Origin of the sequence: Caballeronia sp. LZ034LL (genome assembly GCF_031451215.1) — a bacterium.
Lineage (GTDB): Bacteria > Pseudomonadota > Gammaproteobacteria > Burkholderiales > Burkholderiaceae > Caballeronia.
Map to the genome: position 1 here is coordinate 843,481 of NZ_JARUXR010000003.1, position 25,888 is coordinate 869,368.

A 25,888-nucleotide genomic window follows, 5' to 3' on the forward strand; every position below is an offset into this window, starting at 1 on the left:
TGCATCGCGCGAGATCAAGCCACCCAACCACGCACCCGCGCTAGTCGTAAATGCGCATCGCCATGTCGTGATGCGCGGCGATGCGCGCCTCGAACGCGCGCGTCGCCTCCGTGATGTTCACGCCGCGAAACCCGCCGCGCACCGCCTTGCTCGCCACGTCCTTGTAGGTCGGCAACAGGCCCGGAGCGAGCGGCTGCGCATCCGGGATCGCCAGCCATAGACGATACAGCAGACGGCGTCGCCCCGGTTCCGGCCAGTCTTCGTAGCTGGTGCGCGAATGCAGTTGCGTATGGTTGTTGAGGAACTGCATGTCGCCGGGTTCGAGATGCATCGAGAAGCGCACGTCCTCGCGGGCAAGGATTGCGTCGAAGAGATCGAGCGCCTCGGTCTGTGCCTGCGTCAGGCGCGGCAAGTCGGGAAAGCCATCCTGCGCGCCCTTGATATGGTTGCGCACATGACGGCACGCGAAGTGCCCTTCCGTCACCGAAAACACCGGCGACTCGTACCACAGCCCTTCCTCCGGCGCCTGCTCGCCCTGCCGGCTGAAGATGAACGGCTCGTACAGCACCGCGACGAGATCGGGACGTTCCGCGAGCATCACGTTATGCGCATGCACCGAACTCGCGATCAAACTCTCGCCGCCGCGCTTCGCCGCGTTCACGCACATGAGCCCGACGATGTCCGCATTGTCCGCATGGAAGTCGAGCTTCGAGTTCGTGTTGTAGCCGCGGCCCGTGGTGCTGCGGTAAGTGCCGCCGGCATCGGTGACGTCGGACATGAACTGGCTCTGCTTGCCCTGCGGACGCGGCACGCCCATGTGCAGGCCGAGCCCCCAGAACAGCAGGCGCAGATGCGCCGGCTCATGACGCGCCACCGGAAAGCCGCGCAGCACCATCACGCCGAGTCCTTGCTGAGTCTCGTCATGCACGACATCGAGCGCGGCGCGGCCGGCGGCGCCGAGCAGAAAGTCTTCCACGCCGAGATCGAACAGATCCTTGCCCGATGCCACCGCCGTGCGCATCGCCGTTTCGAAATCGGCGATGGCGTCTTCCGACAAACGATGAAACCACGCCTCGGTCTGCGCGAGGTCCGGTCCTTTCCAGCCCGCGCGGCTTGCAACCTGCTGAATCATGAAGCTCGTCTCCTTTATCGGTCTACGTTAGCTCAATTCTCGATCTGTGCTGCACGGTATGCATCCTGTTCGGCGTCCAGCTTCGCGAGCCGGTCCGCATCCATGCCGAGCATGCGCGCCGGATTCTCGCGCACCATCTTGCGCACCGCGGTCTCGGACATGCCCAGCGCGAGGAACGTGCCGATCAGCATGCGCATGGTTTCCGGACCCGGCGGCGACCATTCGAAGAAGTAGTCCGTCGTCAGGATGACCTTGTCCTCGCCGATATCGCCCACCACATCGGCGAAGTCCTTCGGCTTCATGCGCATCAGCGGCGGCAGGCAGCCGAGCGCGCAGAACTCGCACACCGCGCCGAGCGCGCACATGTCGCGGATTTCCTGGCGGTTCGCGCCCACCGAATTGCTGTCCGGATGCGAAAAGATCACTTCGTTGATGCCGTAGTCCTTCGCTTCCAGCGCGAGCGCGATCGACTCGGTCGGCGAAACGTGTCCCGTGCAGATGGTCATGCCGTACTGGCGCGCGCAGTCGAGACACTCGCGGGTTTCCTGCAGCAGCTTGCCGTTGGAACCCGTCAGGCGGATGCCCTTGCCCGGCCGCAGCGTGCCTTCCGCGCGGTCGAGAAAATGCCGCAGGTGCCGGCTCATGCCGCCGCGCTCGATGTCATGCTCGGCGCTCCAGGTCGGCATGAACAAGACCTTCGCACCCTGCTTCGCCGCGCTTTCGATCGCCAGCGGATTGAGCCCGCCCACCGCGTAATTCAGCGTGATGCTCGGGAAGATCTCGATGCCCGGCACGAGGTTGCTCAGGTGATACGCGCGGCCCACGGTCGGGAACATGTGCGACTTCAGCACGATGCCGAGCATGCCGGCATTGCGTGCGATCGACATCTCGTCGATGTCTTCCAGACGCGTCTTCGCCTCGAAGCTGATCTCCGGGAAGCCGTGATGATGCAGGTCGATGGCGCCCTTCAGGATGCGGTCGGTGGCGGTGGCGCCGCCCGGCGGATACGGATAGTAGTTCGATGTCATGCGTGGGGTCTCCAATACCGTGCGTTACGCGAGACGCTTCTTCACGTCCGCGAGAATGTGGGCCTCGAACTCGCGCATCGTCTCGATGCCGAGCGCGCTGTTGGTCTGCGCGAGACTCGCCATGCGCTCGACCCACGCGCGCGAGTCGCCGCTTTGCTTGAGATCGGCGAGAAAGTCCTCGACGATGCGCACGGTCAGCCGCACCGTGCTGCTCGGGAACAGCGCGATCGCAAAGCCGAGCTCCTGTAGTTCCGCCGCGGAGAGCAGCGGCGTCAGTCCCGATTCCGACATGTTCGCGACCAGCGGCCCGCCCGCCAGTTCGCGTCCGATGATCTCGAGTTCCTCCAGCGACTGCGGCCCGTCGACGAACACGACATCCGCGCCCGCGTCGCGGAACATGCGGCAGCGTTCGAGCGCTTCGTCCAGCCCGTGCGGGCCGCGTGCATCGGTGCGCGCGATGATCACGGTGTCGGGATCGTTGCGCGCTTCGAGGGCGGCGCGCAGCTTGCGCAACGCCACCTCGCGCGACTCGACGATCTTCGCGTCCATGTGGCCGCAGCGCTTCGGCCAGGCCTGATCCTCGATCTGGATCGCGGCCACGCCCAGCCGCTCCATGCCCTGCACGGTGCGGATCATGTTGGTGACGTCGCCGTAGCCGGTGTCGCAATCGACGATCAGCGGCACGTTGGCGACGCGCGTCGTGGCCAGCACGGCGTTCTCGATCTCGCCATACGCGACCAGCCCGATGTCCGGCACGCCGTAGCGCGACGCCGCCGTGGCATAGCCGCTGAGATAGGCGGCCTCGAAGCCGGCGCGCGCGATCATGCGGATTTCCAGCGGCGAGCCGCCGCCCGGCACGACGACGATGTCCTTCCGTTGCAGGCGTTCGCGCAACACGCTGGCATGCGATGCAGATTTCATGACTTGTTTTCAGGTTGGGGATAGCGCCGCGACGCGATCCGTTGCAGGAAATTGACGAGCTGATCGAGGGCCACCGCGAGCACCAGCACGAGCAGCACGCCGAAATAGACGTTGGGGGTGTTGAAGAGCGTACGGTTCTGCGTGATGACGAAGCCGATGCCCGAAGTCGCGGCCATCATCTCCGCAACCACCACGCCGATGGCCGTCATCGCGCTGCCGAGACGCATGCCCGACAGCACCGAGGGCACCGCGGCGGGCAGCATCACGTGCCGCACCAGCTGCATGCGGCGCGCACCCATGCTGCGCGCCGCCACGAGCAGTTGCCGGTCCACCGTGCGCACGCCGGCGGCGGTGGCGAGCAGCATCGGAAAGAAGCCGTAGACCGCGCCGAACACGATCTTCGATTCCATGCCGATGCCGATCCACGCCGTCAGCAGCGGATAGAGGATCACGAGCGGCACCGCATACAACGACGACGCCAGCGGCAACAGCGTGTCGCGCAGCGCGGCCACGCTGCCGAGCAAGAGCCCGCACGCGCCGCCCACCACGAAGACGATGGCCAGCGCGGCCGCCATCTCGGCCACCGTGGACGCGAGGTTCAGCGCGAACATCGGACCGTTGTCGAAACCGGCCACGAGCGTGGACGACAGCGGCGCGAGCATCACTTCGGGCACCCAGCCGAGACGCGGCGCCAGTTCCCAGAAGGCGAGCAGCAATACGATGCAGACGAGCCGCAGCGTCCCTGCACTCAACGCGGGACGGCGCGGCGCGCGTTCGGCTGCTGCCTCTGCGGCGGCGGGCGCGTGCTTCGTGCGGACCAGGGGCTGCGAGATCATGCGTGCTCCACCGTGCGGATGAGTTCCCAGATCTCGTCGCGCAGTTCGCCGAAACGCGCGGTCGCCATCGTCTTGAAGGTGCGCGGACGCGGCAGGTCGATCTGGATGCGCTTGATCACACGCCCCGGACGCGCCGCCATGACCACGACTTCATCGCACAGATAGACCGCTTCCGTGAGGCTGTGCGTGACGAACACCACGGTCTTGCGATGCTGCTCCCAGATGGACAGCAGTTCGTCGCCGAGCGAGAGGCGCGTCTGTTCATCGAGGGCGGCGAACGGTTCGTCCATCAGCAGCACGCGCGGGTTCTGGCAGAAGCCGCGCGCAATCGCCACGCGCTGCTTCATGCCGCCGGACAGTTCGTGCGGACGGCGGTCGAGGAAGTCCTTCAGGCCGACGCGCGCCAGCATCTCGCGCGCGAGCGGCCGGCGCGTCGCGACATCGATGCCGCGCAGTTCCAGCGGAAACTCCACGTTCTCCAGCGCGGTCTTCCAGGGCAGCAGGCTCGACTCCTGGAACACGACGCCGATTTCCTCCGGCTCCGGCTGCGTGATGCGCCGCTCGCCCACGCGGATGCAGCCCGCGCTCGGCGCGAGCAGGCCGGCCATCATCATCAGCAGCGAGGACTTGCCGCAGCCGCTGGGACCGACGAGGCCGATGAACTTGCCGTTGTCGATGCTGAACGATACGTCGTCGAGCGCGTGGACCGGCCCGCTCTTCGATTGATAGGTTTGCGACACGCCGTCGATGTGCAGCGCGGCGGTCTCGTTGCGAGAGAGTGCGTTCGGTGTGCTCATTCGAATTGTGTGTTGTCGTGGGGTTGTGCAAACATCGTCAGCTGCGCCAGGCGCCGACCCGATGCTCGTACCAGCGCAGTGCTTCGTTCACCATGATCGACACGAGGCTCGCGAGCACGATGCCCGCCAGCAGACTGACGATGTCGAAGTTCATGCCCCAGTTGGCGATCAGATAGCCCAGTCCGGCGCGCGACACGTACATCTCCGCGAACAGCACGCCGGTGATGTTGAAGATCATGCCGAGGCGCAGGCCTTCGAGAATCACCGGGAGCATCGCGGGCAGATACACATGGCGATAAATCTGCGCGCGCGTCGCGCCGAACGAACGGGCCGTGCGCACGTAGTCCACCGGCACGCTCTGCGCCGCCGCGATGGCCGCGACCACCAGCACGAAGATCGCCTGGAACATGCCGAAGGCCACTTTCTGCGAGAAGCCCATGCCGAGCGCGAGAATGAAGACCGGCAGGAACACCGACTTCGGCACGCTCGACATGAAGTAGAACAGCGGCCGGAAGGCCGCGCCCCAGTACGCGTTCTCGCCGAGGAACAGGCCCAGCGCGATGCCCACCGGCGTGACCAGCACCACCGCCAGCATCACCTCGCCGAGCGTCACGCCGAGGTGATGCAGCGATTGCGCGTCGCCGAGCAGATGGATCATGCGGGCGAAGACTTCGGCGGGTCCGGGAAGCAGCATCGGATCGACGAAGCGGCCCGCCACCGTCAGGTGCCACACGAGCACGAAGCCCGCGATGATCGCCGCCTGCGTGAGACGTCGTGCCCAGGGGCTCATGGCGCCACCGCTCATGGGGCCACCGTCTTCACCGGCACGAAGCGCGTGGTGAACAGGTCCTTCGCGGGCGGCGTGTCGTTCATGCCGGCGAGCTTCGCGAGCTTGAGCGATTCCTCGACCCATTCGGCCTTGATCGAGCCGTCAGGCGAGAGGCCCTTGATGGTGTTGTCGTATTCGAGCTTGGCGATTTCCGGCGGCAGGCCGGTCTGCTTCTGGATGAACGCAATCGTCCACTCGGGGTGCGCCTGCATGTAGACCACCGCGCTGTACAGCGCGATCAGCGTCTTCTTCACGCCGTCGGGGTTCTTCGCGAGGATGTCGTCGGAGGCCATCCACACGTCGGGCACGTTGGCCGGCATGGCCTTGCCGAAATCGACCAGACTGCGGCCCGTGCCCGCCTGCAACACCTTGTAGCTGAGCGGCGGATACGCGACGATCGCATCCACGTTGCCCGACAGCAGGTTCGGCACCATGCCCGGACCGCCCACCGGAATGCGGTTCACCGGCGCGCCCGCTTCGTTGGCCGCCCACAGTCCGAAGAAGTCGGTCGTGGAGCCGGTAGCCGAAATGCCCACCTTCTTGCCCGCGAGATCCTTGACGGTCTTGAGCGGCGAATCCTTCTTGACGATCACGTCCCAGCCGCGCGGCGTCAGCGAATCCGCCCCGACGATGGTCGCCTTCACGCCGCGCTTCTTCGCCAGCGCGAGGCCCGGCGGAAAGAAATTGACGATATCGACTTCGTTGGCGGCCAGCGCTTCCATGCAGGCCGCGCCGCCGGGAAAGCCGGTGAACTGTGTCTGCACGCCGACCTTGTCAAACAGCTTGAGCTCCTGGGCGGCCATCACGGGCAGCACCGGCCCGTAGTTGCTCGTCCCGCCGATACGCACCACGTCCGCCGCATACGCGCCCGCCGCGCACATCCACCCCGATACCGCCAGCGCCACCGCGCCCAAGCGCATCAAACCCTTCATGTTGTCTCCGCATTTGTAGTGTTGTGGATCAAAGTGTCGAACACTTTTGTTTGAATTAAATGTTAAAACGTATGGCGCGTCAACGAAAACTGTTGGACAATCCGCTCATGGACTTCCCTCATATCCCCCTTCCCGCAGCCGCCGAAGCCGACATCGAAAGTGCCGGCCGCTCGGGCGAAACCGTCGAGCGCATCGCGGCCGAACTGAAAAGCCGCATCCTCGAAGGCCGGCTCGTGCCGGGCCAGCGGCTGATTTCACGCGACATCGTCGAGCAGCTCGGCATCAGCCGCGGCTCGCTGCGTGAGGCGTTCCGCCGGCTGGAAGCGGACGGTCTGATCGATGTCGTGCCGAATCGCGGCGCGGTGGTGCGCAGTCTGTCCGCAGCGGAAGTGGCGCACGTCTATCAGATTCGCGAGGCGCTGGAAGGCTATGCGGCCCGCGTGGCGGCGCAGAACATCGATGTCGGCGACAACCGCGCGCGCTTCGTCGCGGTGCTGGAGCAGGGCCGCGTGCACAACGACCGGCCGGACTTCCAGCGCTTCATCGTCGACAACCGGGCGTTCCATCAGGAAATCGTGCACATGTGCGGCAATCCGCAACTGGGCGAACTGATCGACAAATATCAGCTGCCGGTTTTCATGATCCAGTTGCGCCAGCAGATCGGCAGCGCGCAGATGATGAAGAACGCGCTCGCGGAACATGAGGACATTGCCGAGGGCATCCTCGCGGGTAATGCGGACATGGCCTATCAGGCCATGAAGCGCCATCTCTGGCATTCCGCCGACCTGATCCTGCAACTGCCCGCGCTCGCGGGCCTGGGTGCGCCGCTGAGCTGAAATCGCAGTCTGAAGGAGGAGACAAAAATGACATCCCATATGACGACTCATCAGGATGGCGAAGAATGAGCGCGCAAACGATGTTCGACAAGGTCTGGAACGCGCACGTCGTCGATGAATTGAGCGACGGCACCACGGTCTTGCATATCGATCGCCATCTGCTGCATGAACTGACCGCCGTCGAAGCGATCCGCGTGCTGGAGCGGCGCGGGCTCGGCGTGCGCGACGCGAAGCTGACCTTCGCGACGCCGGATCACGTGATATCGAGCGTGCCGGGACGCCGCGCCGGCGACCAGCCTTGGGCCACCGAAATGGTCGAGGCGTTCCGCGAGCAGACGCAGCGGCTGAAGATCGAGCGCTTCGATCTCGACGACGCGCGTCAGGGCATCGTTCACGTCATTGCGCCGGAACAAGGGCTGACCTTGCCCGGCACCACGCTCGTCTGTGGCGACAGCCATACGTGCACGCATGGCGCATTTGGTGCGATGGGCTGGGGCATCGGCTTGTCGGAGCAGGTGCAGGTGCTGGCGAGCCAGACCTTGCGCCAGCGCAAGCCCGCACGCATGCGCGTCACGCTGCGCGGCCGGCCCGCCCGGCGCGCGACGGCCAAGGACGTCATCCTGCATGTGATCGGCAAGCTGGGCGTGGCGGGCGCGGTGGGTCACGCGCTCGAATTCGCCGGCGACGCGGTGCGCGGCTTCGACATGGAAGCGCGCATGACGCTCTGCAATCTCGCGATTGAAATGGGCGCGCGTCTCGGCATGATCGCGCCCGACGACGTCACCTTCGACTATCTGCGCGGCCGTCCCTTCGCGCCGCAAGGCGATGCGTTCGACACCGCCGTCGCCGCCTGGCGTCAACTGGCGACCGACGCCGACGCGACCTTCGACAAGGACGTGGACGTGGATATCGAAGGCATCGATGCGCAGATCACCTGGGGCACGACGCCCGAGCAGGTGGTGTGCATCGACGGCTATGTGCCCGATCCCGCCGCCGAACCGAACCCGCAACGGCGCGCGCAATCGGAAGCGGCGCTCGGCTATATGCGGCTCAAGCCCTTGCAGCGCATGGAAGGCACGCGTATCGACCGGGTGTTCATCGGCTCGTGTGCGAACAGCCGCATCTCCGATCTGCGCGCCGCCGCGCAAGTGGTGCGCGGTGCGCGCGTGGCGCAGCACGTGAACGCGTGGGTCGTGCCGGGCTCGCTGCCGGTGCGCGAACAGGCCGAACGCGAAGGACTCGACCAGATTTTCCGCGACGCGGGCTTCGAATGGCGCGAGCCGGGCTGCTCTATGTGCGTCGGCGCCAACGGCGATCTCGGCGCGAGCGGCGAACGCTGCGTGTCCACGTCGAACCGCAACTTCGTCGGACGGCAGGGACCGGGCGTGATGACGCATCTTGCCAACCCGGCCACCGCCGCCGCATCGGCGCTTGCAGGCGAAATCCAGGGAGCCGCATGAAAGCCTTCGACGTATGTACGGGACATGCCGCGGTGATCGACCGCGATGATGTCGATACGGACCTGATCGTGCGGATCGAGCGCATCTCGCAACTGAAGCGCGGCGAGTTTCAGCCATGGGCCTTCGAGACGCAGCGCGGTCGGCCGGACGGCAGGGAGAACCCGGATTTCGTGCTGAACCAGCCGCCGTTTCGCGAGGCGCGTATCGTGGTGACCGGCAAGAATTTCGGCTGCGGTAGCTCACGCGAGATGGCCGTCTGGGCGCTCGACGAGTTCGGCATACGCTGCGTGATCGCGTCGAGCTACGGCGACATCTTCTACAACAACTGCTTCCAGAACGGCGTGCTGCCCGTGCGGCTCGCGCCCGAAGAGATTGCCGCGATCATGCCGGTCGCGGCGCGCGGCGAGTTGCTGACGGTGGATCTGCAAGCGTGTCAGGTGCGTGTTCCGGGGCTCGAACCGTTTTCGTTCAGCTTGCCCGAGTCGCAGCGCACTGCGTTGCTGAACGGTCAGGACGATGTCGATCAGGCCGTGGCGCGGGAAGCGCGCGTCGCCGAGTTTCAACGCGCCGACCGCGCGCGGCGTCCATGGGTTTATGCTTCGGCGTGACGCTCACACACACGCACGCACCGACACCATGACACCGGACGAACTCTCGGCAATCTATCGCGCGTATATCGACTGTCTGAATGCGCAGGACTGGGACCATCTCGGCAACTTCGTCGATGAAACCGCACGGCACAACGGCCGTGCGTTCGGCCTGGCGGGTTATCGGCGGATGCTGGAGCAGGACTTCCGCGATATTCCCGACCTGCGCTTCAACATCGAGTTGCTGGTGGCGGAACCGCCGCGCATCGCCAGCCGCCTGCGCTTCGACTGTTCGCCGCGAGCGGACTTCATGGGCCTGAAGATCGACGGCCGCCGCGTGACGTTCTGCGAGAACGTCTTCTACACGTTCCGCGACGGCAGGATTACCGAGGTCTGGTCGGTGATCGACAAGGCTGCGATCGAAACGCAGCTTTAGGCTCTAGGCTCTAGACGCCATCCGTGAAGAACCGGCCGACGATCTCGTCGCGCAGCCTGCCGACGCCCTGATCGCCCGGCTTGCGCGGCCTCGGCAGCGTGACATCGATCACGTCGCCGATACGTCCCGGCCGCGCCTCCATCACGACGATGCGGTCCGACAGCAGCACGGCCTCTTCGACATCGTGCGTCACCAGAACCATCGTGATGCGTTCATGCGCCCAGATGCGCTGCAACTCGGCTTGCAGACGCGAACGTGTGAGCGCGTCGAGCGCGCCGAAGGGTTCGTCGAGCAACAGCAAGCGCGGCCGGTTGACGAGCCCGCGCGCAATCGCCACGCGCTGCGCCATGCCGCCCGACAACTGATGCGGATAATGCCGCTCGTATCCTTCGAGACCGACGAGCGCGACATGCTCCGCAACCGCACGCGCTTTCTCCACCCGTGTAAGCGGCGCATTGCGCAGCGCCACCGCCACGTTTTGCGCGACATCCAGCCAGGGAAACAGCCGATGATCCTGGAACACGATGCCGCGTGACAGATCCGTCGTGACGACGCGCTCTCCGTCGAACTCGATCTCGCCGTCATGCGCGGGATCGAGCCCGGCGATGAGGCGCAGCAGCGTCGACTTCCCGCAGCCGCTGGCCCCGACGATGCTCACGAACTCGCCGCTCGCAATCGACAGCTCGATGCGATCCAGCACCGGCGGCGCGGTGTCGTCGTTGAAACGCTTGCTCACGTGCCGCAGCGTCAGGCCGCTGTCCTGTTCGATCAGGCTTGCCATCTTCATTCTCCTCAAACCGCGCGCGCTGCGCCGAACCAGCGGCGCTGCACGCCGCGCGCAAGGGCGTTCAGCGCCCATCCCGTGATCCCCACCACGATCACGCCGAACACGACGAGATCCATGCGGAACTGTTCGCTGCCGTCCACGAGCAGATTGCCGATGCCGCTGCCCGCCACGAGCAGATACTCCGCGCCGAGCGTCGCGAGCCACGAATAGATGAGCGCGAGATAGACGCCCGTGAAGATCGACGGCAAGGCGGCGGGCAGCACGACGAACGCCAGCGTCTGCAAGCGGTTATAGCGATAGGCGCGCGCCACGTCGAGATACGTCGGCGATACGGCGCGAATGCCGTCGCTGGTGTGCACGACGACCGGCACCAGCGCGGCCAGCGAGAGGAACACGACCTTCGCGACATCGCCGAGTCCGAACCAGACGGAGATCAACGGAATCCATGCGAACAGCGAGACCTGCTTGAACGTATTGAAGCTCGGCGCGATGGCGCGATTCGCCAGCTTCGACACACCCAGCAGCGCGCCGAGCACGAGTCCGAGCGTCGCGCCGATGACAAAGCCCGTCAGTTCGCGCGCCAGCGAGGCCGAGAGCGCACGCGCCAGCGCGCCGCTGCGGGTTTGCTCGACGGCCGTCTGCCACACGCGCGCCGGCGAGACGAGGATGCCGTGATCGGCCTGTGCGTGACGCGCGAGCCACCACCACAGCGCGAGTGCCGCGACCGGCAGCACAACGCCGCGCCACGAGCCCTTGACCGCGATCTGTTCCTGTTCCAGCGTGGACATGTTCTTCTCCTCAGTGGGCGCGGCCGCGCTGGAGCCTGCGCTCGAACACGGTGAGCAGCCGGTCCGCCGCATAGCCGATCGCACCGACGATCAGCACCGAAGCGAGCACGAGATCGAGCTGAAACAGTTGCCGTCCGTAGACGATCAGATAGCCGAGCCCTTCCGACGACGCGACGAGTTCCACGACCACCAGCGTCAGCCATGCCTTCGTGAACGCGAGCCGCACGCCGGTGCCGATCACCGGAATCGCGGCGGGCAGCGTGACGCGCGCAATCACTTGCCAGCGCGTATAGCGATAGGCCGCGGCCACCTCCCGCAAGCCGCGCGGCGTGTTGCGAAAGCCTTGCAGCGTGGAGAGCGTGACCGGCACGAGCGCCGCGTGGCCGATCAACAGATACTTCAACGGCTCGCCGATGCCGACGACGATCATCAGGAACGGCAGCCAGCCGAGCACCGGCACCTGCACGATGGCGTTGAAGCTCGGCAGCACCCACGCTTCGAGCGTGCGGGACAGGCCGAGCGCGCCGCCCAGCAGCACGCCGAGCACGACGCCGCCGCCGAAGCCGACTGCCGCGCGCGTCATGCTCGCCGACAGATGCATCCACAACTCGCCGCTCTTCACCAGTGCGGCCAGCGTGTCGAAGACGAGCGCGGGCGGCGGCAGCACTTGTGCCGAGATCCATCCATAGTGCGATCCGAACACCCACAGCAGCGCGCAGCTTGCGGGCAGGAGCCAGGGCAACGCAGTCCAGCTGGCGGCGCGCAGCGCGTCGATCGAAAGCGTCCGGTGCGCGCGCAGAGCGGGCAGCGCGACACGGGTCAGGGTACGGGCCATATTGACGGGTCTCCTCGAAGCATCAAGCGATGGGTTTGCCCGCCGCATCGAAACGCGGCCAGTACCCTTCGAGCTTCAGCGACTTCAACGCCTGGTCGAGATACTTCGGCTCGAACCAGCCATTCACGCTCACGGGCTGACGGATCAGGTTGAGCCGCAGCGCATCGTCGGCGACGGATTGATAGCGCGCCACCAGGAACGGATCGATCAGCGGCGACATGCGGTCCTTCAACGGCTGCTTCGCGTACTCCGCCTGCCATGATTCGGTCGGCACGCCGCTCTTCGCCCACAGCGTGAAGAGCGCATCGCGATTGGTTTCGTCGGATGACCATTGCGCCGCCTGCACGACCGCCGTCACCACTTTCTGCACGATCTCGGGGTGCTTCTGCTCGTAGTCGTCGAGTACCAGCAAGTGCGCCTGCCGCGTGAGCTGCACGCCGTCATCGCGCGATGCGTAGACGATCTTCGCCAAGCCCTGGCGTTGCAGCTTGAACAGCGAGTAGTCGAGGAACACCGCATCGACGCCCTTCGACGCCAGCGCCGCCTGTGCGGCAGCCGTGTCGAGATTGATGACGCGCAGATCGCGTTCGCTCAGGCCGTTTTCCTTGAGGACGTTGTCCGCCACGAGTTGCAGATTGGTCCCGCGAAACAGGCCGACGCGCTTGCCCTTCAGGTCCTTCACGCTCTTGATGCCGGAGTCCGGCGGCACGGCCAGATACACGCCCGTGCGCACGTTCGACGCCAGCAGCAGATGCGTCTTCAAGCCGTTCGCGCGGCCCAGCACCGAAGGCAGATCGCCTTGATACGCGAAGTCGATCTGCTGGTTCGCGAGCGCCTCGTTGACGGCCGGCCCCGCGCCCTTGAAGAACAGCCATTGCACCTTGGCCTGCCCGGACAACGCATCTTCCACGCGATGCTGCAACTGCGCGGTCGCGGCCGGTGAGCCGCCGAACGTAGGCGGATCGCCGCTCCCCTGTTGCGCCACGCCGATGCGGACCACGGCGGGATCGGCGGCTTGCGCAGGACCGTTGAACACGGCGAACAGCATCGCCGTGAAGGCGAGAAACTCGAATCGTGAGGTCATCTTGCTCGGGCTGAAGAAGGGTTGACGCGGCGATGGCGCGAAGGCGAAGCGCGTCAGGCGGCGCGCGTTTCCTGCTTGACGATGCGGCTGCGGCGTCCGTCGATGCCCACGGGCACGTCGCCATGAACCGTCGCGCGGCGCACGACGCGATGCGCGTCGCCATAGTCCGCCACCGCGTAATGCTGGGTCGCGCGGTTGTCCCAGATCGCGACGTCGCCTTGCGTCCAGCGCCAGCGCACGGTGTTCTCCAGACGCGTGACGTGATCGTGGAAGAGTTCGGCCAGCCGGTCCGAATCGCGCTGCGACAGCCCGATGAAGCGCTGCACGAAGTGCCCCAGCACGAGCGTGCGTTCGCCCGTCTCCGGATGCACGCGCACGACCGGATGCTCGGTCTCATAGAGCGTCGAGGTGAACTGCTTGCGATACGCGCGCTCGGAATCGGTGTCGGGCATGTTGCGCGTGGCGGCGTAGTCGTAGGTATTGGAATGCAGCGCCCATAGCTCGTCGGCGAGCGCGCGCAGCGGTGGCGGCAAGTTGTCGTAGGCGGCCGCCGTGTTGGCCCAGACCGTGTCGCCGCCAGCGGGCGGAATCACCACGCCGCGCAGGATGGAGATCTTCGGATAGGCATCGACGAAAGTGACGTCGGTATGCCAGGAGTTCGCGCGCGTGCCGTGTTTCGAATCGAGCTCGAGCAAGCGGCTGCTGCCCGCGAGCGAAGGCACCGTCGGATGCGCCACCGTCTCGCCGAAGCGCGCGGCGAAGGCTTCCTGCGCGGCGTCGTCGAGATGCGACTGGCCGCGAAAGAACAGCACCTTGTGCTTGAGCAGCGCCTGGTTGATGGCGCCGATGGCGGCATCATCGAGGTCGGCGGACAGCGTCACGCCGCGCACTTCAGCACCGATGCGTCCGCCTATGGGACGCACCTGGAACGGTTCATTCGACGTGACGGGTTCGCGCGCGGCATCGGCGGCGAGTGTGGGGCTCGTGGACATCGGGACACTCCGTTGGGTTGCGTTTGTCGGATGCGGCCGCGTTCAGCGCGACGGAATCATTGAAGCATCGACAGCACATTCGACCAACGAAGCGTTTCGACTAAGCTTTACAGCGATCAGCGCGATTCATATTGACGCAGACCCGCGATGCTTTCCTGCAACTCCTCTTCCAGCCGCGCCATCAGTTCGGCCGCCGGCAGTTCGCGCACCAGCGCGGCCGCCTGTCCCGCCCATTGCGCGCCATAGCCGAACTCGCCCTGCGCCTTCGCGGCCGCATGCAGCGCCTTGCCGGCGTCGTAGGTGACCGGATAGTCGGGAATCGAAGGCGCCTGTGCGCTGCGGCCGAGTTCGGTAAAGCGGTTGACGAGGCTGCGCGCCTCGCGGCCCGAGATCGCGGTGGTGAAGGTCGTGCGGCGCGCCGTATCGCTCAGCAGGGCGCGACGGTAGCCCGCATCGATCGACGTCTCCGTGCACGGCACGAAGGCCGTGCCAAGCTGCGCCGCCTGCGCGCCCAGCGCCAGCGCGGCCGCGATACCCGCGCCATCCATGATGCTGCCCGCAGCGATCACCGGAAGGTCGAACGCGCGTACGAGGAGACGCGTCAGCGCGAGCACGCCGAGCTTGTCGTCATCTCCGGCGGGATCGAAGAGGCCGCGATGCCCGCCTGCCTCGATGCCCTGCGCCACGATGGCGTCCACGCCCGCCTTCGCCACCTGTTCGGCTTCGCGCAAGTTGGTTGCGGATGCAATCAGTTTGATGCCTGCGCCACGCAAGGCGTCGATCGCAGCCTGCGACGGCAGCCCGAAGTGGAAACTCACCACCGCCGGCTTCTCTTCGACGAAGACCTGGAGCATCGCTTCATCGACGACAAAGCTCGTGTAGCGATCGATCAGAGTGGCAGGCGGCGTCGCGCCGTATTGCGCGAACACCGGCGCGAGCCAGTCGGTCCATGCCTTCTCCACTGCCGCGTTGGCGGTGGACGGCGCGTGGCAGAAGACGTTGACATTGAAGGGCCTGGCGGTCAGTGCACGGGTCTCGCGAATGACCTTGCGCGCGCCTTCCGCGTTCATCGCGCCGACGCCGAGCGAGCCCAGCCCGCCGGCTTCCGATACGGCCGCGGCCAGCGCGGGCGTGCTGACGCCGGCCATCGGCGCCTGGATGATCGGCGTCCGGATGCCGAGTAGCGATGTCAATGGATTCGTGCTCATGGATGATCGTCCCTTGAAGGTTGCATTCAGCGCGTGCCGAGCTTCTCGACGACGAAGTCGACGAACGCCCGCACGCGCGACGACAGATGCCTGCCGTGCGGATAAAGCAGGATGAATGGCCGGCTGCTTCCGCCGGCCTCAGTCAGCACTTCGACGAGCGTGCCCGCGCGCAGTTCCTCGTCCACCGCGAAGCGGTAGGTCTGGAACAATCCCGCGCCGTGCAGCGCCAGCGGAATGCCCGCGAGCGCGTCGCCGGACGTGCCGTAGACGGCTTCCACCACCATCTCCACGGCGTCGCCGTTCTGCATGAAGCGCCACGGCACGGGCCGGCCGGTGCTCGGCATCTCGAACTGGATGCAGTCGTGATGGCTCAGGTCCTCGATGGTACGCGGCACACCCGCCCGCTTCAGATAAGCGGGCGAAGCCACGATCACGAGTTCCGCGTCCTCCAGCTTGCGCGCGATCAGGTTGGAGTCGCGCGGCGCGCGGCCGCGTATCGCGAGGTCGAAGCCTTCTTCGGCGAAGTCGATATTGCGGTTGCTCAGATGCGCTTCCACCGTGACATCGGGATAGAGCGCGCGGAATTCCGCAAGGATAGGCAGCATGCGAAAGTGGCCGTAAGGCGTCGGCATGCTGATGCGCAACACGCCCTTGGGCGTGGTCTGCTGGCCGGTGGCTTCGCGCTCGGCTTCGGCCAGACGATTCAGCGCGTCGCGGCATTGCTCGAAGTAACGGCGGCCGGCATCGGTCAGCCGGATCTGGCGCGTCGTGCGCACGAACAGCCGCACGTCGAGGCGCTTTTCCAGCCGCGCGACGGCGCGGCTCACGGCAGCAGGCGTGACGCTCGCAGCCGTCGCGGCCAGCGTGAAGCTGCCGAGTTCAGCCGCGAGGCAGAACAGCTCGATGCTGCCAAGAAGAAGGTCGTCGAATTGCCGCTGCATGTCGGTGGACACACCGTCCCGGTTCACTGTGCTGCATCTTCGCCATGCGCGGCCCGCGAGTCAATCGACGCGCATGCATTTGACTTGTGACTGCGTGGAACAGGTGCGCTGGTTCAAGCCGCTTCAAGCCGGTTCAAAACAAACGCCCGCTTGTCCGGTCAGGAAAAAGCGGGCGTTGCTTGCAAGCGTGCCATCGGAATGGCAGGCGATGTCTTACTTCGCGGTCGGCATCGCGAACTCGGCGCCCTTCTCGGTGCTTTCGGGCCAGCGCTGCATGATCGACTTCTGCTTCGTGTAGAAACGCACGCCTTCCTCGCCGTACGCGTGCATGTCGCCGAACAGGCTGCGCTTCCAGCCGCCGAAACCATGCCATGCCATCGGCACGGGAATCGGCACATTGATGCCGACCATGCCCACTTCAATGCGGCGTCCGAACTCGCGTGCAATGTGGCCATCGCGTGTGTAGCAGGCCACGCCATTGCCGAACTCGTGCTCGTTCACCAGATCCACGGCTTCGCTGAAGTCCTTCACGCGCACGCAGGCGAGCACCGGTCCGAAGATCTCTTCCTTGTAGATGCGCATTTCCGGCGTCACGTGGTCGAACAGCGTGCCGCCCGTGAAGAAGCCGTCCTCATGACCCGGCACCTTGAAGCCCCGGCCATCGACGACCAGCTTCGCGCCTTCGTCCACGCCCATCGCGATATAGCCTTCGATGCGCTCCAGCGCCTGACGCGTGACGATCGGGCCCATTTCGGCATCGTCTTCCATGCCGTTCTTGATCTTGAGCTGCTGCGCGCGCTCGGCGAGACGCGGCACGATCTTGTCGGCGACATCGCCCACCAGCACCGCCACCGAGATGGCCATGCAGCGCTCGCCCGCCGAGCCGTAGCCCGCGCCGATCAACGCATCGACGGCCTGGTCGAGATCCGCATCCGGCATCACGACCATGTGGTTCTTCGCGCCGCCGAGCGCCTGCACGCGCTTGCCGTGCTTCGCGCCGGTTTCGTAGATGTAGTTGGCGATCGGCGTCGAGCCGACGAAGCTGATCGCCTTCACTTGCGGATGCGTGAGCAGCGCATCGACGACGACCTTGTCGCCCTGCACGACGTTGAAGATGCCGTCCGGCAAGCCGGCTTGCTTGAGCAGCTCGGCCATGAACAACGACGCCGACGGATCGCGCTCGCTCGGCTTCAGGATGAACGCATTGCCTGCCGCGATGGCGACCGGGAACATCCAGCACGGCACCATGCACGGGAAGTTGAACGGCGTAATGCCCGCGACGATGCCGAGCGGCTGGCGCGTGGTCCAGTTGTCGATGCCGGTGGACACCTGTTCGGTGTAGTCGCCCTTCAGCAGTTGCGGAATGCCGCAGGCGAATTCGATCACGTCGATACCGCGCGACACCTCGCCCTGCGCATCCGAGAACACCTTGCCGTGCTCGGCGGTGATGATGGCCGCGAGTTCGTCGCGATGCTTGTTCATCAGCTCCAGGAACTTGAGCATGACGCGCGCGCGGCGGATGGGCGGCATGTCGCGCCAGGCCGGAAACGCCTGCTTCGCGCTGGCCACGGCGGCGTCCACGTCGGCGGCTTCGCCGAGCACGAGCTTGCGCGGACGTTCGCCCGTCGCGGGGTTGAAGACCGGCTGCGTGCGCGTGGCCGAGCCGTTAGTCCGTTGACCGTGGATGTAATGGACCACGTCGGCGGTGTCGTTGAACGCTTGCATCTCGTCTCCTTCACTGAATGTTTGGGCAATGGTCACAGTGTAGGAAGCATCGGGCTCCGCGCAAAGACGCTATGATTGAACTCATTGTTTATTCTGGCAAACAATGAGCAGATGGAAGAGCAAAAGATCGAGGCTCTCTGGACCCATTTGCACTGGCTCACGGTGCTCGCGGAACAGGGCAGCTACACGGCGGCGGCCGCGCGCCTGAATGTCTCGAAGGCGGCCATGAGCCAGCGCATCGCGGAACTGGAGCGCGCGGCGGGCGTGCCGCTCGTCACCCGCACCACGCGCAGCGTGCGCTTCACCGAGGCGGGCCGCCGGCTCGTCGACGACACCCGCGAGCAGTATCAGCACATCGCGTTGAGCTTTCTGAGCGTAAGGGAAATGGCGGGCGTCGCGCGCGGGCTGATCCGGCTGACCGCGCCCATGGCTTTCTCGCGCCAGCAACTCGTGCCGAAGATGTCGGGGTTCCTGCATGCGCATCCGGAAGTGCGCGTGCAGCTGGAGGCCGCCGACCGGCTCAGTTCTATCGCCACCGAGGGTTTCGATCTCGCGGTGCGTCATAGCGCGCAGGTGCCGGACACGCATGTGGCCTGGAAACTGTGCGACACGTATTCGGTGATCGTTGCCACGCGCGCTTATCTCAAGCGGCGCGGCACGCCGCAGACGCCGAGCGATCTCGCCACGCACGACTGTCTTGTCTATCCGCGCGCGCAGTCGGCGAGTATCTGGTCGTTCCAGCGCAAGGGCGGCCGCAAGAGTTCGGCGGGGCCGCATACGCTGGCCGTCAGCGGGCCGTTCGAAGCCAATAACAGCGAGGTGTTGCGCGACGCCGCGCTCGATGACCTGGGCATCGCGTTGCTGCCGGACTTCACTGCGCAAGCGGCGGTGCAGACGGGCAAGCTGGTGGTGCTGCTGCCGGAATGGCGTCCGGTCGGCGCGTTCGCGGATCAGCTTTTCGTGGTGCGGCCTTATTCACCGCATGTGCCGCGGGCCGTCGCGCTGTTCATCGGGTATTTGCGCGAGACCTTTTCGGGCGGGTTTCCGCTTTGATTTTCGAACGCCTGAATGCAAACGCGCCCGCATGGTTGCGGGCGCGTTGCTTGATGAGGCTGCTTGCTTAGTGATGCGCGAACGTCGACGTCACGTCGTTTTGGATCGCGGTGACACGTGCGCCCGATTGCGAGCCGCCGTCCGCCACACCGCCGTATGCGCCTTGCGCCGCGCCGTTTTGCGCTGCGACACGCGCTTCGGCTGCCTGGATGTCGGCGGGATACGTCGTGTCGTTGACGACGCCCGGGTTGTAGCCAGCCTTTTCCAGTTGAACGATTTGCGCGCGGACTTCAGCGCGCGTCACGGGTTGGTTCGATTGCGCGAAAGATGCGACCGGAGCGGCAAAAGCAAGAGCGACCGCTGCAATACCGATGAGCTTGTTCATGATTCATTCCTCCGTACCTTCAGTTTTTGGGGTGTCGCTAACGCTGTCTTGCTGCCTGACTTGCTGCTTCGTTTGCGACCGTTGAGGCAAGTGTAGGGATCGCCTCATCTAGGGTAAATACCTAATCTGCGAAATCACTTTTGGCGAAAAACCGACTAATCCGGGCACATGCGAAGCCGGACGATAGCGGTCCGTATCGGCTATAAAGAAGAACGAGCGTGGGTTTTGGCGCGAACGATCGTTTAGACAGGAGAATCGCCTTGAAGCGCATCCTGGTAATCGGCGCGGGTTTCGCGGGTCTGTGGAGCGCGCTGTCCGCCGCGCGCAAGCTCGACGAGATGGGCCCCGCCGCCGGCGAGACCGAAGTGGCCATCGTCAATCCGGCGCCCTTTCACAGCGTGCGGGTGCGCAACTACGAACAGCCGCTCGATCCCACGCTGGTCCAGCTCGACACCGTGCTCGGCCCGGCGGGCGTGCGCCTGATCCAGGCGAAAGCCACGGACATCGACAGCGCGAACCGGCGCGTGACCGTCGCGCATGACGGCGCGTCCGAGACACTCGACTACGACCGGCTGATCCTGGCCGCGGGCAGCGTGCTGGTGCGCCCGCCCATTCCCGGTCTCGACCACCATTCCTTCGATGTCGATACCTACGCCGGCGCGTGCCGTCTGCAGGCGCATCTGCTGACGCTGCCCGCGCTGCCCGATACGCCCGGCCGCTACACGGCGGTGGTGATCGGCGCGGGTCTGACGGGCATCGAACTCGCAGCGGAACTGCCTGCGCGGCTGCGCGAGATCGTCACGGAAGGCGAACGCGGCCGCGTGCGCGTGGTGCTCGCGGATCGTTCGGCACGCATCGCACAGGCGATGGGCGGCGCGCAGCCGGTCATCGAAAACGCGTTGAATGCGCTGGAAGTGGAGACGCGGCCGGGCGTGTCGCTGGAATCGCTCGATGAACGAAGCGTCACGCTCACGAAAGACGGCACGCGCGAGACCATCGAGGCCGCGACGGTCATCTGGTGCGGCGGCATGCATGCGAACGCGCTGGCGGCGCAGCTGCCGGTGACGCTGGATCCGCTCGGCCGCGTGCCCGTCGATACCTTCCTGCGCGCGGAAGGCGTGCCCGGCGTGTTCGCGGCGGGCGATTGCGCGCGCGTGCTGATCGACGGCACGCGGCCTTCGGTCATGTCGTGCCAGCATGGCAGGCCAATGGGACGCTATGCCGGCCACAACGCGGTGTGCGATCTGTTCGGTATCGAGATGTTGCCGCTGTCGATCGACTGGTACACGACCATCTGCGATCTCGGGCCGTGGGGCGCGGTGTATACGGAGGGATGGGACAGGCAGCTCGTCTCGCAGGGCGAGACGGCCAAGCAGACGAAGCGCACCATCAATGGCGAGCGCATCTATCCGCCGAGGAACGGCACGCGCGAAGCGCTGTTTCAGGCGGCGGCGCCCGTGGTGCAGACGCCGCCGCCGACGCATCGCAGCTGACTCGCTACGATGCGGTGAATCTATGAAGCGTCAGACCTTCTGCACGGACGCGTCGTAGATCTCGTTGATCGACTGTTCGAGCGTCTTGTCGAACTCGCTGTCGCTCATCGACTTCTTCAGCTCGTTGATGAGCGCACGCGAGAAGCTCGCGATCATGCCGTGGTTCTGCGCGAGCTTCTTGCACGCGTCAGTGCGCGTATAGCCGCCCGACAGCGCCACCACACGCACGACACGCGGATGCTCGATCAGCGGACGATAGAAATCCGCCTCGTCCGGGATGGTCAGCTTGATCATCACCTGGCTGGATTCAGGCAGTGCGTCGAGACCCTTGAGCAGTTCGTCGCGCAGGATTTTTTCCGCGCCCTTCTTGTCCGGGCTCTTGATCGAGACTTCGGGTTCGAGGATCGGCACGAGACCATGCTTGATGATCTGTGCGCCAACTTCGAACTGCTGTTTCGACACAGCGGCAATGCCCTTTGCGTCGGCCTGATGGATCACCGAGCGCATCTTCGTGCCGAACACACCGAGCTTGGCCGCGCGCGCGAGCAACTCGTCGAGACCGGGGATCGGCTTCATCACCTGCACGCCGTCCGCTTCCGCTTCCAGACCCTTGTCGACCTTCAGGAACGGCACGATACCGCGGTCTTCCCACAGGAACGTGGGCACCGGCTTGCCGCCGGCTTCGCCATCCATCGTGCGCTCGAACAGAATGGCGCCGATCACTTTCTGGCCCGTGAACGAAGGCGCCGTCATGATGCGCACCCGCATTTCATGCATCAGCTTGAACATTTCGGCGTCGCCGTTATAGGCGTCTTCCGGAATGCCATATTGCTTGAGCGCGCCTGGCGTCGAACCGCCGCTCTGATCCAGAGCGGCGATGAAACCATTCTTCTCAGCCATTTGCGCGAGCATCTTTTCGTTAGCCACGAACATTTCCTCCTCGAAGTTCAAACACCGGGTTCGGCGCATTCGAATTCACGCCTTTACCCGGGCTTATGGTTCAGCTTCCTCAAGTGTAATGGTTTTGACGGATGTAAAAGGCGCGCAAAGCCGCCTTTTCCGCGCAAAGCGGCTGCGAATGAGCCGCTATCGTGCGTTAGCGCACTTGCTGAGTTGAATTTGGCGCCTGAGGCCGCTCAGGACGCGGCCGACTCGAGATCGCTGGCCCCGACGGGCTTGACGCCCGTGCGCCAGAACCGCATCGCCCGGCGCAGGACCGAAGGCGTGCGTGCAAAATCAGCGGCTTGCGGGAGTTCCGCATGATCGTTCGACGTGACGCTGAGCGTCTCGCTCGCTGGCGCCGGTGCAGTCACTTCAGGCTCAGGAAGCGGCGCGAGTCGCTCTCTGGCATCGCCGCAACGCGCATTCAGCTGGCGGCGTATTTCGGGGTCATCGATCAAGGCCTGTGCGCTCGGCATGCCGCGCTCGAATTGCAGTGCATAGGCGATGTCGGCGAAATTTTCATAGCGGCCGGTGTCGGCCAGTTCGAACGCCAGTTCCGCGGTGCGGCGGCGTTTCCATGTTTCGAGATCGTCTTGGCCCGTGCTCACGAATGTCCTCTTCTGAGCGATGAGGTGCCGACGATGTTAGCCCGCCGCCAAACGTTTTACCGTTGTCGCGTCACAACAAGCAGACGAAAGACGTTCAACAAATCGCACAAAAAACGCTTGCCTTGCGCATGGGATTCGCTTAGCCCGCGCATACCGTGCGCTGTGTGACGGTATTTCCGCTGTCGGCATGTTGTATTGCTTACAATTGCCGCGGCCGGAACGGCATCTTTCGGGCACCCATCAGTTCGCTGCGGTCTTGCGAGCCTCATCTACAGCAACCAGAAAGCGAATGGAACACGAGTCGAGAGAATTGATCCTGCGGGATCTGAGCGCGGTGGCCCGCATCAATGCAGTGCCTTCGATGCTCGAGATGATCTGCAATGAATCCGGCATGGGGTTCGCCGCCGTGGCGCGAGTCAGCGAGCTGACCTGGACCGCTTGTGCGGTGAAGGACAACATCAGCTTCGGCTTGCAGCCCGGCGGCCAGTTGGACCTTCACACCACGCTGTGTCATGAGTCGCGTGAGGCTCGCGTCCCGATCATCGTCGATGACTTCGACACCGACACCCGCTATTGCGGACATCACACGCCGACCCTCTACAAGCTGCGCAGCTATATCTCCGTGCCCATCGTGCTGCCGGACGGCGAGTACTTCGGCAATCTCTGCGCAATCGACAGCCGGCCCATGCACGTGTCCGATCCGCGCGTGGTCCGGATGTTCGAAGTCTTCGCCAATCTCATCGCGTTGCAACTGGACAGCGACAAGCGCCAGTGGTCCACCGAGAACCTGCTTTCCAGCGAGCGTGAAAGTTCGAAGCTCCGCGAGCAATTCATCGCGGTGCTGGGCCATGACCTGCGCAGTCCGCTGGCCGCGATCAGCGCGAGCGCCGAGTATCTGCAACTGAAAGCGGCGTCGCCCGACATGACGCTGGTGGCAAAGCGCCTGAGGTCGAGCGCTTCCCGCATGTCGAAGCTCATCGACGACATCATGGATTTCGCCCGCGGCCGGCTGGGCAACGGCATTCCCGCGCGTATCGAACGGGTGGAGAATCTCGGCCCGTACCTGCAGACGGTCGTCAACGAGATCACGCAGGCCAACGAAGACCGGAAGATCTTCGCGACACTGGCAATCGAACGTCCCGTCGATTGCGATCCGACGCGTCTGCAGCAGCTCCTCGCGAATCTGCTCGCCAATGCCGTGACCCACGGCAGCCCCGACGCGCCCGTGCGCGTGTCGGCCATCACGGATGCGACCCATCTGGTCATCGAGGTAGCGAATCAAGGCGATTCCATCGCGGAGGAGTCGCTCGCGAAGGTGTTCGAGCCGTACTGGCGCGCCGCGAACAAGACGCCCGGCGAAGGCCTGGGTCTCGGGCTGTATATCTGTCAGCAGGTCGTCAACGCGCACAAGGGAACGATCAGGGCGTGTTCGTCGCAGGCGGACGGCACATGTTTCACCGCACGCATCCCGCTGGTTGCATCATGACGGGATCAGGTCCGAACCATGCGCTCATGCACGATGGATTGTTTTTCCAGCCCGACAGTACGATGAGGACGCCACGCAGCATGAACGGCCAGGCAGCAAACCCACAATGCGTCATCTGGACGCGCCGGATAAAAGATGCGCTCGATGCGCCGCGCGTGCTCGTTGTCGACGACTTCACGGATACCGCGGACGCGATCAGCATGGTGCTGGCCATCGGCGGATTCGATTCGAATGCCGTCTACAGCGGACGCCGTGCGATCGACACCATCGGTCAATGGCACCCGCAGATCGTGCTCCTGGACATCTGGATGCCGGATATGTCAGGACTGGAAGTCGCCGCGGAGCTGCGGGCCGACGCGAGCACGTCGGATACCGTATTGATCGCGCATTCGGCGGCGTCATCGGCGTCCGATCTCGAACGCGCGAAGCACGCAGGCTTCGACGCATTCTGCGCAAAACCTACGGACTCCGCGATCCTTGCGCCGCTGTTGCGGCATTTCGTTCCGGACGTGCAGTCGGAATAGCCCGGCGCCTCAACGCGCCGTGCACAGATGCGCGTTGACGTGGACCGGCGGTTCGTCGTCGTGGAACGGCGGCTGCCTGCCGAAGCGCTCCACGACGCCCGGCCTGAAGATCAGGCAATACGTCGAGCCGCCGTACTGGAAATAACCCAGTTCGTCGCCCTTGGCTACTGTCTGTCCCGGCAACGCCTCGATCACGCAGGACGACACCTCGGCCATGCCGACGAACACGCACGCCACCTCGCCGATGGCCGGGTCGTCGCAATCGATCACGATGACCGCGCGCGCCGCTACGGCCGTGATGTAGCCTTGCGAATCGTTGAGGCTGCTGGGCTCCTCGCCTTCGGCTTCGGCGTCGGAGTAGTAGGAGCCATCCACGAGATACGCCTTGGCGATCGTGCCGCTCACGGGCGCATGCCAGCGATGATAGAAAAACGCGCTGAGAAACGCCTGGTACACCGTTCCACCGACAAAGCGGTGAGCCAGCTCGGCCTCTTTCTCCGTGAGTATCTCGAGCAGCGAATACGGTTGTTGCTTGATCCAGAACGAATCTTGAAAGCGGACGTTGTCGTGGATGCCGTAGGGCGACGCTTCACATGCGCTGACGATGACCTTGTGGTTGTCCGGCTCCGCCACGGGCCGTGCTTCCGGCTTGAATTCGCGCGTGAAGAAATGATTCCATGAGGCATAGCCCCAGTACGGTTTGTCCGGATCGCAGAGGAACTGGGACAGCCCGATCTTCTGGTCCGCCTCGGGACTGAACCAGCCTTCGGGCGGCGAGGCATTCAGATGCGTACGCGAGTACGGTCCGCTCAGAAAGCCGGACCATACGTTGAGCACGCGCTTGAGGTGCGCGTTGAACGCCGGATCACGAAACAGCGCATAGCCCGCCGGCATGACCATGGGCCAGTCGAGCAACGCGTTGACCGGACAATGGATCAGGCTCGACTCGCTGAAAGGCGGCGCATAGGTCAGCATGGCGTCGAGCAACGTCATGAACGCGTCGATGTCCGCATAGCCCAACTTGAAACCCGCCTCGCGCGCCTGCTGAATAGCCCGGCTGAAGTCCATGCGCACGACCGGATCGCCATGAACGAAAGCCTTGAATTCCTCGACGGCGCTGTTCATCGTTGCGGATCGGGCGCGCGTGAACGCGCGTTGCGCGAAGGCTTCGCGGAACGCCGCAATCCGGTGTTCCTCTCGTGGTAGCCATTCGCCGAGTCTTCGTCGGTTGCCGTTCGCCATG

27 protein-coding genes are annotated in these 25,888 nt (G+C 64.9%); 8 read left to right on the forward strand and 19 right to left on the reverse strand.

From position 1 onward, the window contains the following. Positions 1-40: 40 nt before the first annotated feature. From QCE83_RS24935 to QCE83_RS24965, 7 genes are read right to left on the reverse strand one after another with little or no spacing between them, the layout of a single operon-like run. A complete protein-coding gene (locus QCE83_RS24935; RefSeq protein ID WP_309817666.1) occupies positions 41-1,132 on the reverse strand; it encodes a TauD/TfdA family dioxygenase in 1,092 nt (363 codons plus the stop codon). Between the two features lie 32 nt (positions 1,133-1,164). Next, positions 1,165-2,160, reverse strand: a complete 996-nt coding sequence (locus tag QCE83_RS24940) for a DUF6282 family protein (protein WP_309817669.1) — start codon at positions 2,158-2,160, stop codon at positions 1,165-1,167. 24 nt (positions 2,161-2,184) lie between these two features. After that, the gene (locus QCE83_RS24945) at positions 2,185-3,081 is read right to left on the reverse strand and encodes an isocitrate lyase/PEP mutase family protein (protein ID WP_309817672.1); all 897 of its coding nucleotides are present in this window, start codon (positions 3,079-3,081) and stop codon (positions 2,185-2,187) included. Beyond that, complete coding sequence (locus QCE83_RS24950; protein WP_309817677.1) at positions 3,078-3,917, reverse strand: ABC transporter permease; 840 nt, start codon at positions 3,915-3,917, stop codon at positions 3,078-3,080. The genes QCE83_RS24945 and QCE83_RS24950 overlap by 4 nt, the downstream gene beginning before the upstream one ends. After that, positions 3,914-4,714 carry an ABC transporter ATP-binding protein gene (locus tag QCE83_RS24955; RefSeq protein ID WP_309817681.1) on the reverse strand — a complete coding sequence of 267 codons (801 nt, stop codon included), beginning with the start codon at positions 4,712-4,714 and terminating at the stop codon, positions 3,914-3,916. The genes QCE83_RS24950 and QCE83_RS24955 overlap by 4 nt, the downstream gene beginning before the upstream one ends. A gap of 37 nt (positions 4,715-4,751) precedes the next feature. Then, positions 4,752-5,504 (reverse strand): ABC transporter permease, encoded by a 753-nt coding sequence (locus QCE83_RS24960; RefSeq protein WP_309817685.1) that lies wholly within the window; start codon positions 5,502-5,504, stop codon positions 4,752-4,754. An 11-nt stretch (positions 5,505-5,515) separates the two neighbouring features. Beyond that, on the reverse strand, positions 5,516-6,475 hold the full coding sequence (locus tag QCE83_RS24965) for an ABC transporter substrate-binding protein (protein ID WP_309817688.1): 960 nt from the start codon (positions 6,473-6,475) through the stop codon (positions 5,516-5,518). Between the two features lie 107 nt (positions 6,476-6,582). Between QCE83_RS24965 and QCE83_RS24970 the strand changes: the two genes are divergently transcribed. The 4 genes from QCE83_RS24970 to QCE83_RS24985 all read left to right on the forward strand — a co-directional run bounded on the left by QCE83_RS24970 (position 6,583) and on the right by QCE83_RS24985 (position 9,794). Then, on the forward strand, positions 6,583-7,311 hold the full coding sequence (locus tag QCE83_RS24970; RefSeq protein WP_309817691.1) for a GntR family transcriptional regulator: 729 nt from the start codon (positions 6,583-6,585) through the stop codon (positions 7,309-7,311). A gap of 65 nt (positions 7,312-7,376) precedes the next feature. Continuing rightward, a complete protein-coding gene (gene leuC / locus QCE83_RS24975; protein ID WP_309817695.1) occupies positions 7,377-8,771 on the forward strand; it encodes a 3-isopropylmalate dehydratase large subunit in 1,395 nt (464 codons plus the stop codon). Further along, on the forward strand, positions 8,768-9,379 hold the full coding sequence (gene leuD / locus QCE83_RS24980; protein ID WP_309817698.1) for a 3-isopropylmalate dehydratase small subunit: 612 nt from the start codon (positions 8,768-8,770) through the stop codon (positions 9,377-9,379). Before leuC ends, leuD begins: the two co-directional genes overlap by 4 nt. A gap of 28 nt (positions 9,380-9,407) precedes the next feature. Beyond that, a complete protein-coding gene (locus QCE83_RS24985; RefSeq protein WP_309817701.1) occupies positions 9,408-9,794 on the forward strand; it encodes an ester cyclase in 387 nt (128 codons plus the stop codon). Positions 9,795-9,804: 10 nt separating this feature from the next. Here the strand turns inward: QCE83_RS24985 and QCE83_RS24990 are convergent, their stop codons facing one another. The 8 genes from QCE83_RS24990 to QCE83_RS25025 all read right to left on the reverse strand — a co-directional run bounded on the left by QCE83_RS24990 (position 9,805) and on the right by QCE83_RS25025 (position 18,154). Then, positions 9,805-10,575 (reverse strand): ABC transporter ATP-binding protein, encoded by a 771-nt coding sequence (locus QCE83_RS24990; protein ID WP_309817704.1) that lies wholly within the window; start codon positions 10,573-10,575, stop codon positions 9,805-9,807. Between the two features lie 11 nt (positions 10,576-10,586). After that, positions 10,587-11,369 (reverse strand): ABC transporter permease subunit, encoded by a 783-nt coding sequence (locus QCE83_RS24995; protein ID WP_309817706.1) that lies wholly within the window; start codon positions 11,367-11,369, stop codon positions 10,587-10,589. A gap of 10 nt (positions 11,370-11,379) precedes the next feature. Beyond that, on the reverse strand, positions 11,380-12,204 hold the full coding sequence (locus QCE83_RS25000; protein WP_309817711.1) for an ABC transporter permease: 825 nt from the start codon (positions 12,202-12,204) through the stop codon (positions 11,380-11,382). A gap of 22 nt (positions 12,205-12,226) precedes the next feature. Beyond that, positions 12,227-13,252 carry an ABC transporter substrate-binding protein gene (locus QCE83_RS25005; RefSeq protein ID WP_309818741.1) on the reverse strand — a complete coding sequence of 342 codons (1,026 nt, stop codon included), beginning with the start codon at positions 13,250-13,252 and terminating at the stop codon, positions 12,227-12,229. Between the two features lie 89 nt (positions 13,253-13,341). After that, the gene (locus QCE83_RS25010; protein WP_309817713.1) at positions 13,342-14,280 is read right to left on the reverse strand and encodes a TauD/TfdA family dioxygenase; all 939 of its coding nucleotides are present in this window, start codon (positions 14,278-14,280) and stop codon (positions 13,342-13,344) included. Positions 14,281-14,396: 116 nt separating this feature from the next. Beyond that, positions 14,397-15,488: a nitronate monooxygenase gene (locus tag QCE83_RS25015; RefSeq protein ID WP_309817717.1), complete on the reverse strand. Its 1,092-nt coding sequence runs from the start codon at positions 15,486-15,488 to the stop codon at positions 14,397-14,399. Positions 15,489-15,514: 26 nt separating this feature from the next. Next, positions 15,515-16,429, reverse strand: a complete 915-nt coding sequence (locus tag QCE83_RS25020) for a LysR family transcriptional regulator (protein WP_309818742.1) — start codon at positions 16,427-16,429, stop codon at positions 15,515-15,517. Between the two features lie 213 nt (positions 16,430-16,642). Beyond that, positions 16,643-18,154 (reverse strand): CoA-acylating methylmalonate-semialdehyde dehydrogenase, encoded by a 1,512-nt coding sequence (locus QCE83_RS25025; protein WP_309817720.1) that lies wholly within the window; start codon positions 18,152-18,154, stop codon positions 16,643-16,645. Between the two features lie 111 nt (positions 18,155-18,265). Here QCE83_RS25025 and QCE83_RS25030 point away from each other — a divergent pair, with 111 nt between their 5' ends. Further along, a complete protein-coding gene (locus tag QCE83_RS25030; RefSeq protein WP_309817723.1) occupies positions 18,266-19,207 on the forward strand; it encodes a LysR family transcriptional regulator in 942 nt (313 codons plus the stop codon). 67 nt (positions 19,208-19,274) lie between these two features. Here QCE83_RS25030 and QCE83_RS25035 read toward each other — a convergent pair whose 3' ends face one another. After that, positions 19,275-19,592, reverse strand: a complete 318-nt coding sequence (locus QCE83_RS25035) for a DUF4148 domain-containing protein (protein WP_309817725.1) — start codon at positions 19,590-19,592, stop codon at positions 19,275-19,277. 260 nt (positions 19,593-19,852) lie between these two features. Between QCE83_RS25035 and QCE83_RS25040 the strand changes: the two genes are divergently transcribed. Beyond that, positions 19,853-21,085, forward strand: a complete 1,233-nt coding sequence (locus QCE83_RS25040; RefSeq protein WP_309817728.1) for an FAD-dependent oxidoreductase — start codon at positions 19,853-19,855, stop codon at positions 21,083-21,085. Between the two features lie 30 nt (positions 21,086-21,115). Here QCE83_RS25040 and QCE83_RS25045 read toward each other — a convergent pair whose 3' ends face one another. Beyond that, a complete protein-coding gene (locus QCE83_RS25045; RefSeq protein ID WP_404985523.1) occupies positions 21,116-22,018 on the reverse strand; it encodes a fructose bisphosphate aldolase in 903 nt (300 codons plus the stop codon). 203 nt (positions 22,019-22,221) lie between these two features. Then, positions 22,222-22,635, reverse strand: a complete 414-nt coding sequence (locus tag QCE83_RS25050) for a hypothetical protein (RefSeq protein ID WP_309817734.1) — start codon at positions 22,633-22,635, stop codon at positions 22,222-22,224. Between the two features lie 289 nt (positions 22,636-22,924). Between QCE83_RS25050 and QCE83_RS25055 the strand changes: the two genes are divergently transcribed. Together QCE83_RS25055 and QCE83_RS25060 are read left to right on the forward strand one after the other, a co-directional pair. Then, complete coding sequence (locus tag QCE83_RS25055) at positions 22,925-24,121, forward strand: GAF domain-containing sensor histidine kinase (RefSeq protein ID WP_309817738.1); 1,197 nt, start codon at positions 22,925-22,927, stop codon at positions 24,119-24,121. 62 nt (positions 24,122-24,183) lie between these two features. Further along, positions 24,184-24,645, forward strand: a complete 462-nt coding sequence (locus tag QCE83_RS25060) for a response regulator (protein WP_309817740.1) — start codon at positions 24,184-24,186, stop codon at positions 24,643-24,645. Between the two features lie 9 nt (positions 24,646-24,654). Here the strand turns inward: QCE83_RS25060 and QCE83_RS25065 are convergent, their stop codons facing one another. Next, on the reverse strand, positions 24,655-25,887 hold the full coding sequence (locus QCE83_RS25065) for a phosphatidylserine decarboxylase family protein (protein ID WP_309817743.1): 1,233 nt from the start codon (positions 25,885-25,887) through the stop codon (positions 24,655-24,657). Position 25,888: the final 1 nt, after the last annotated feature.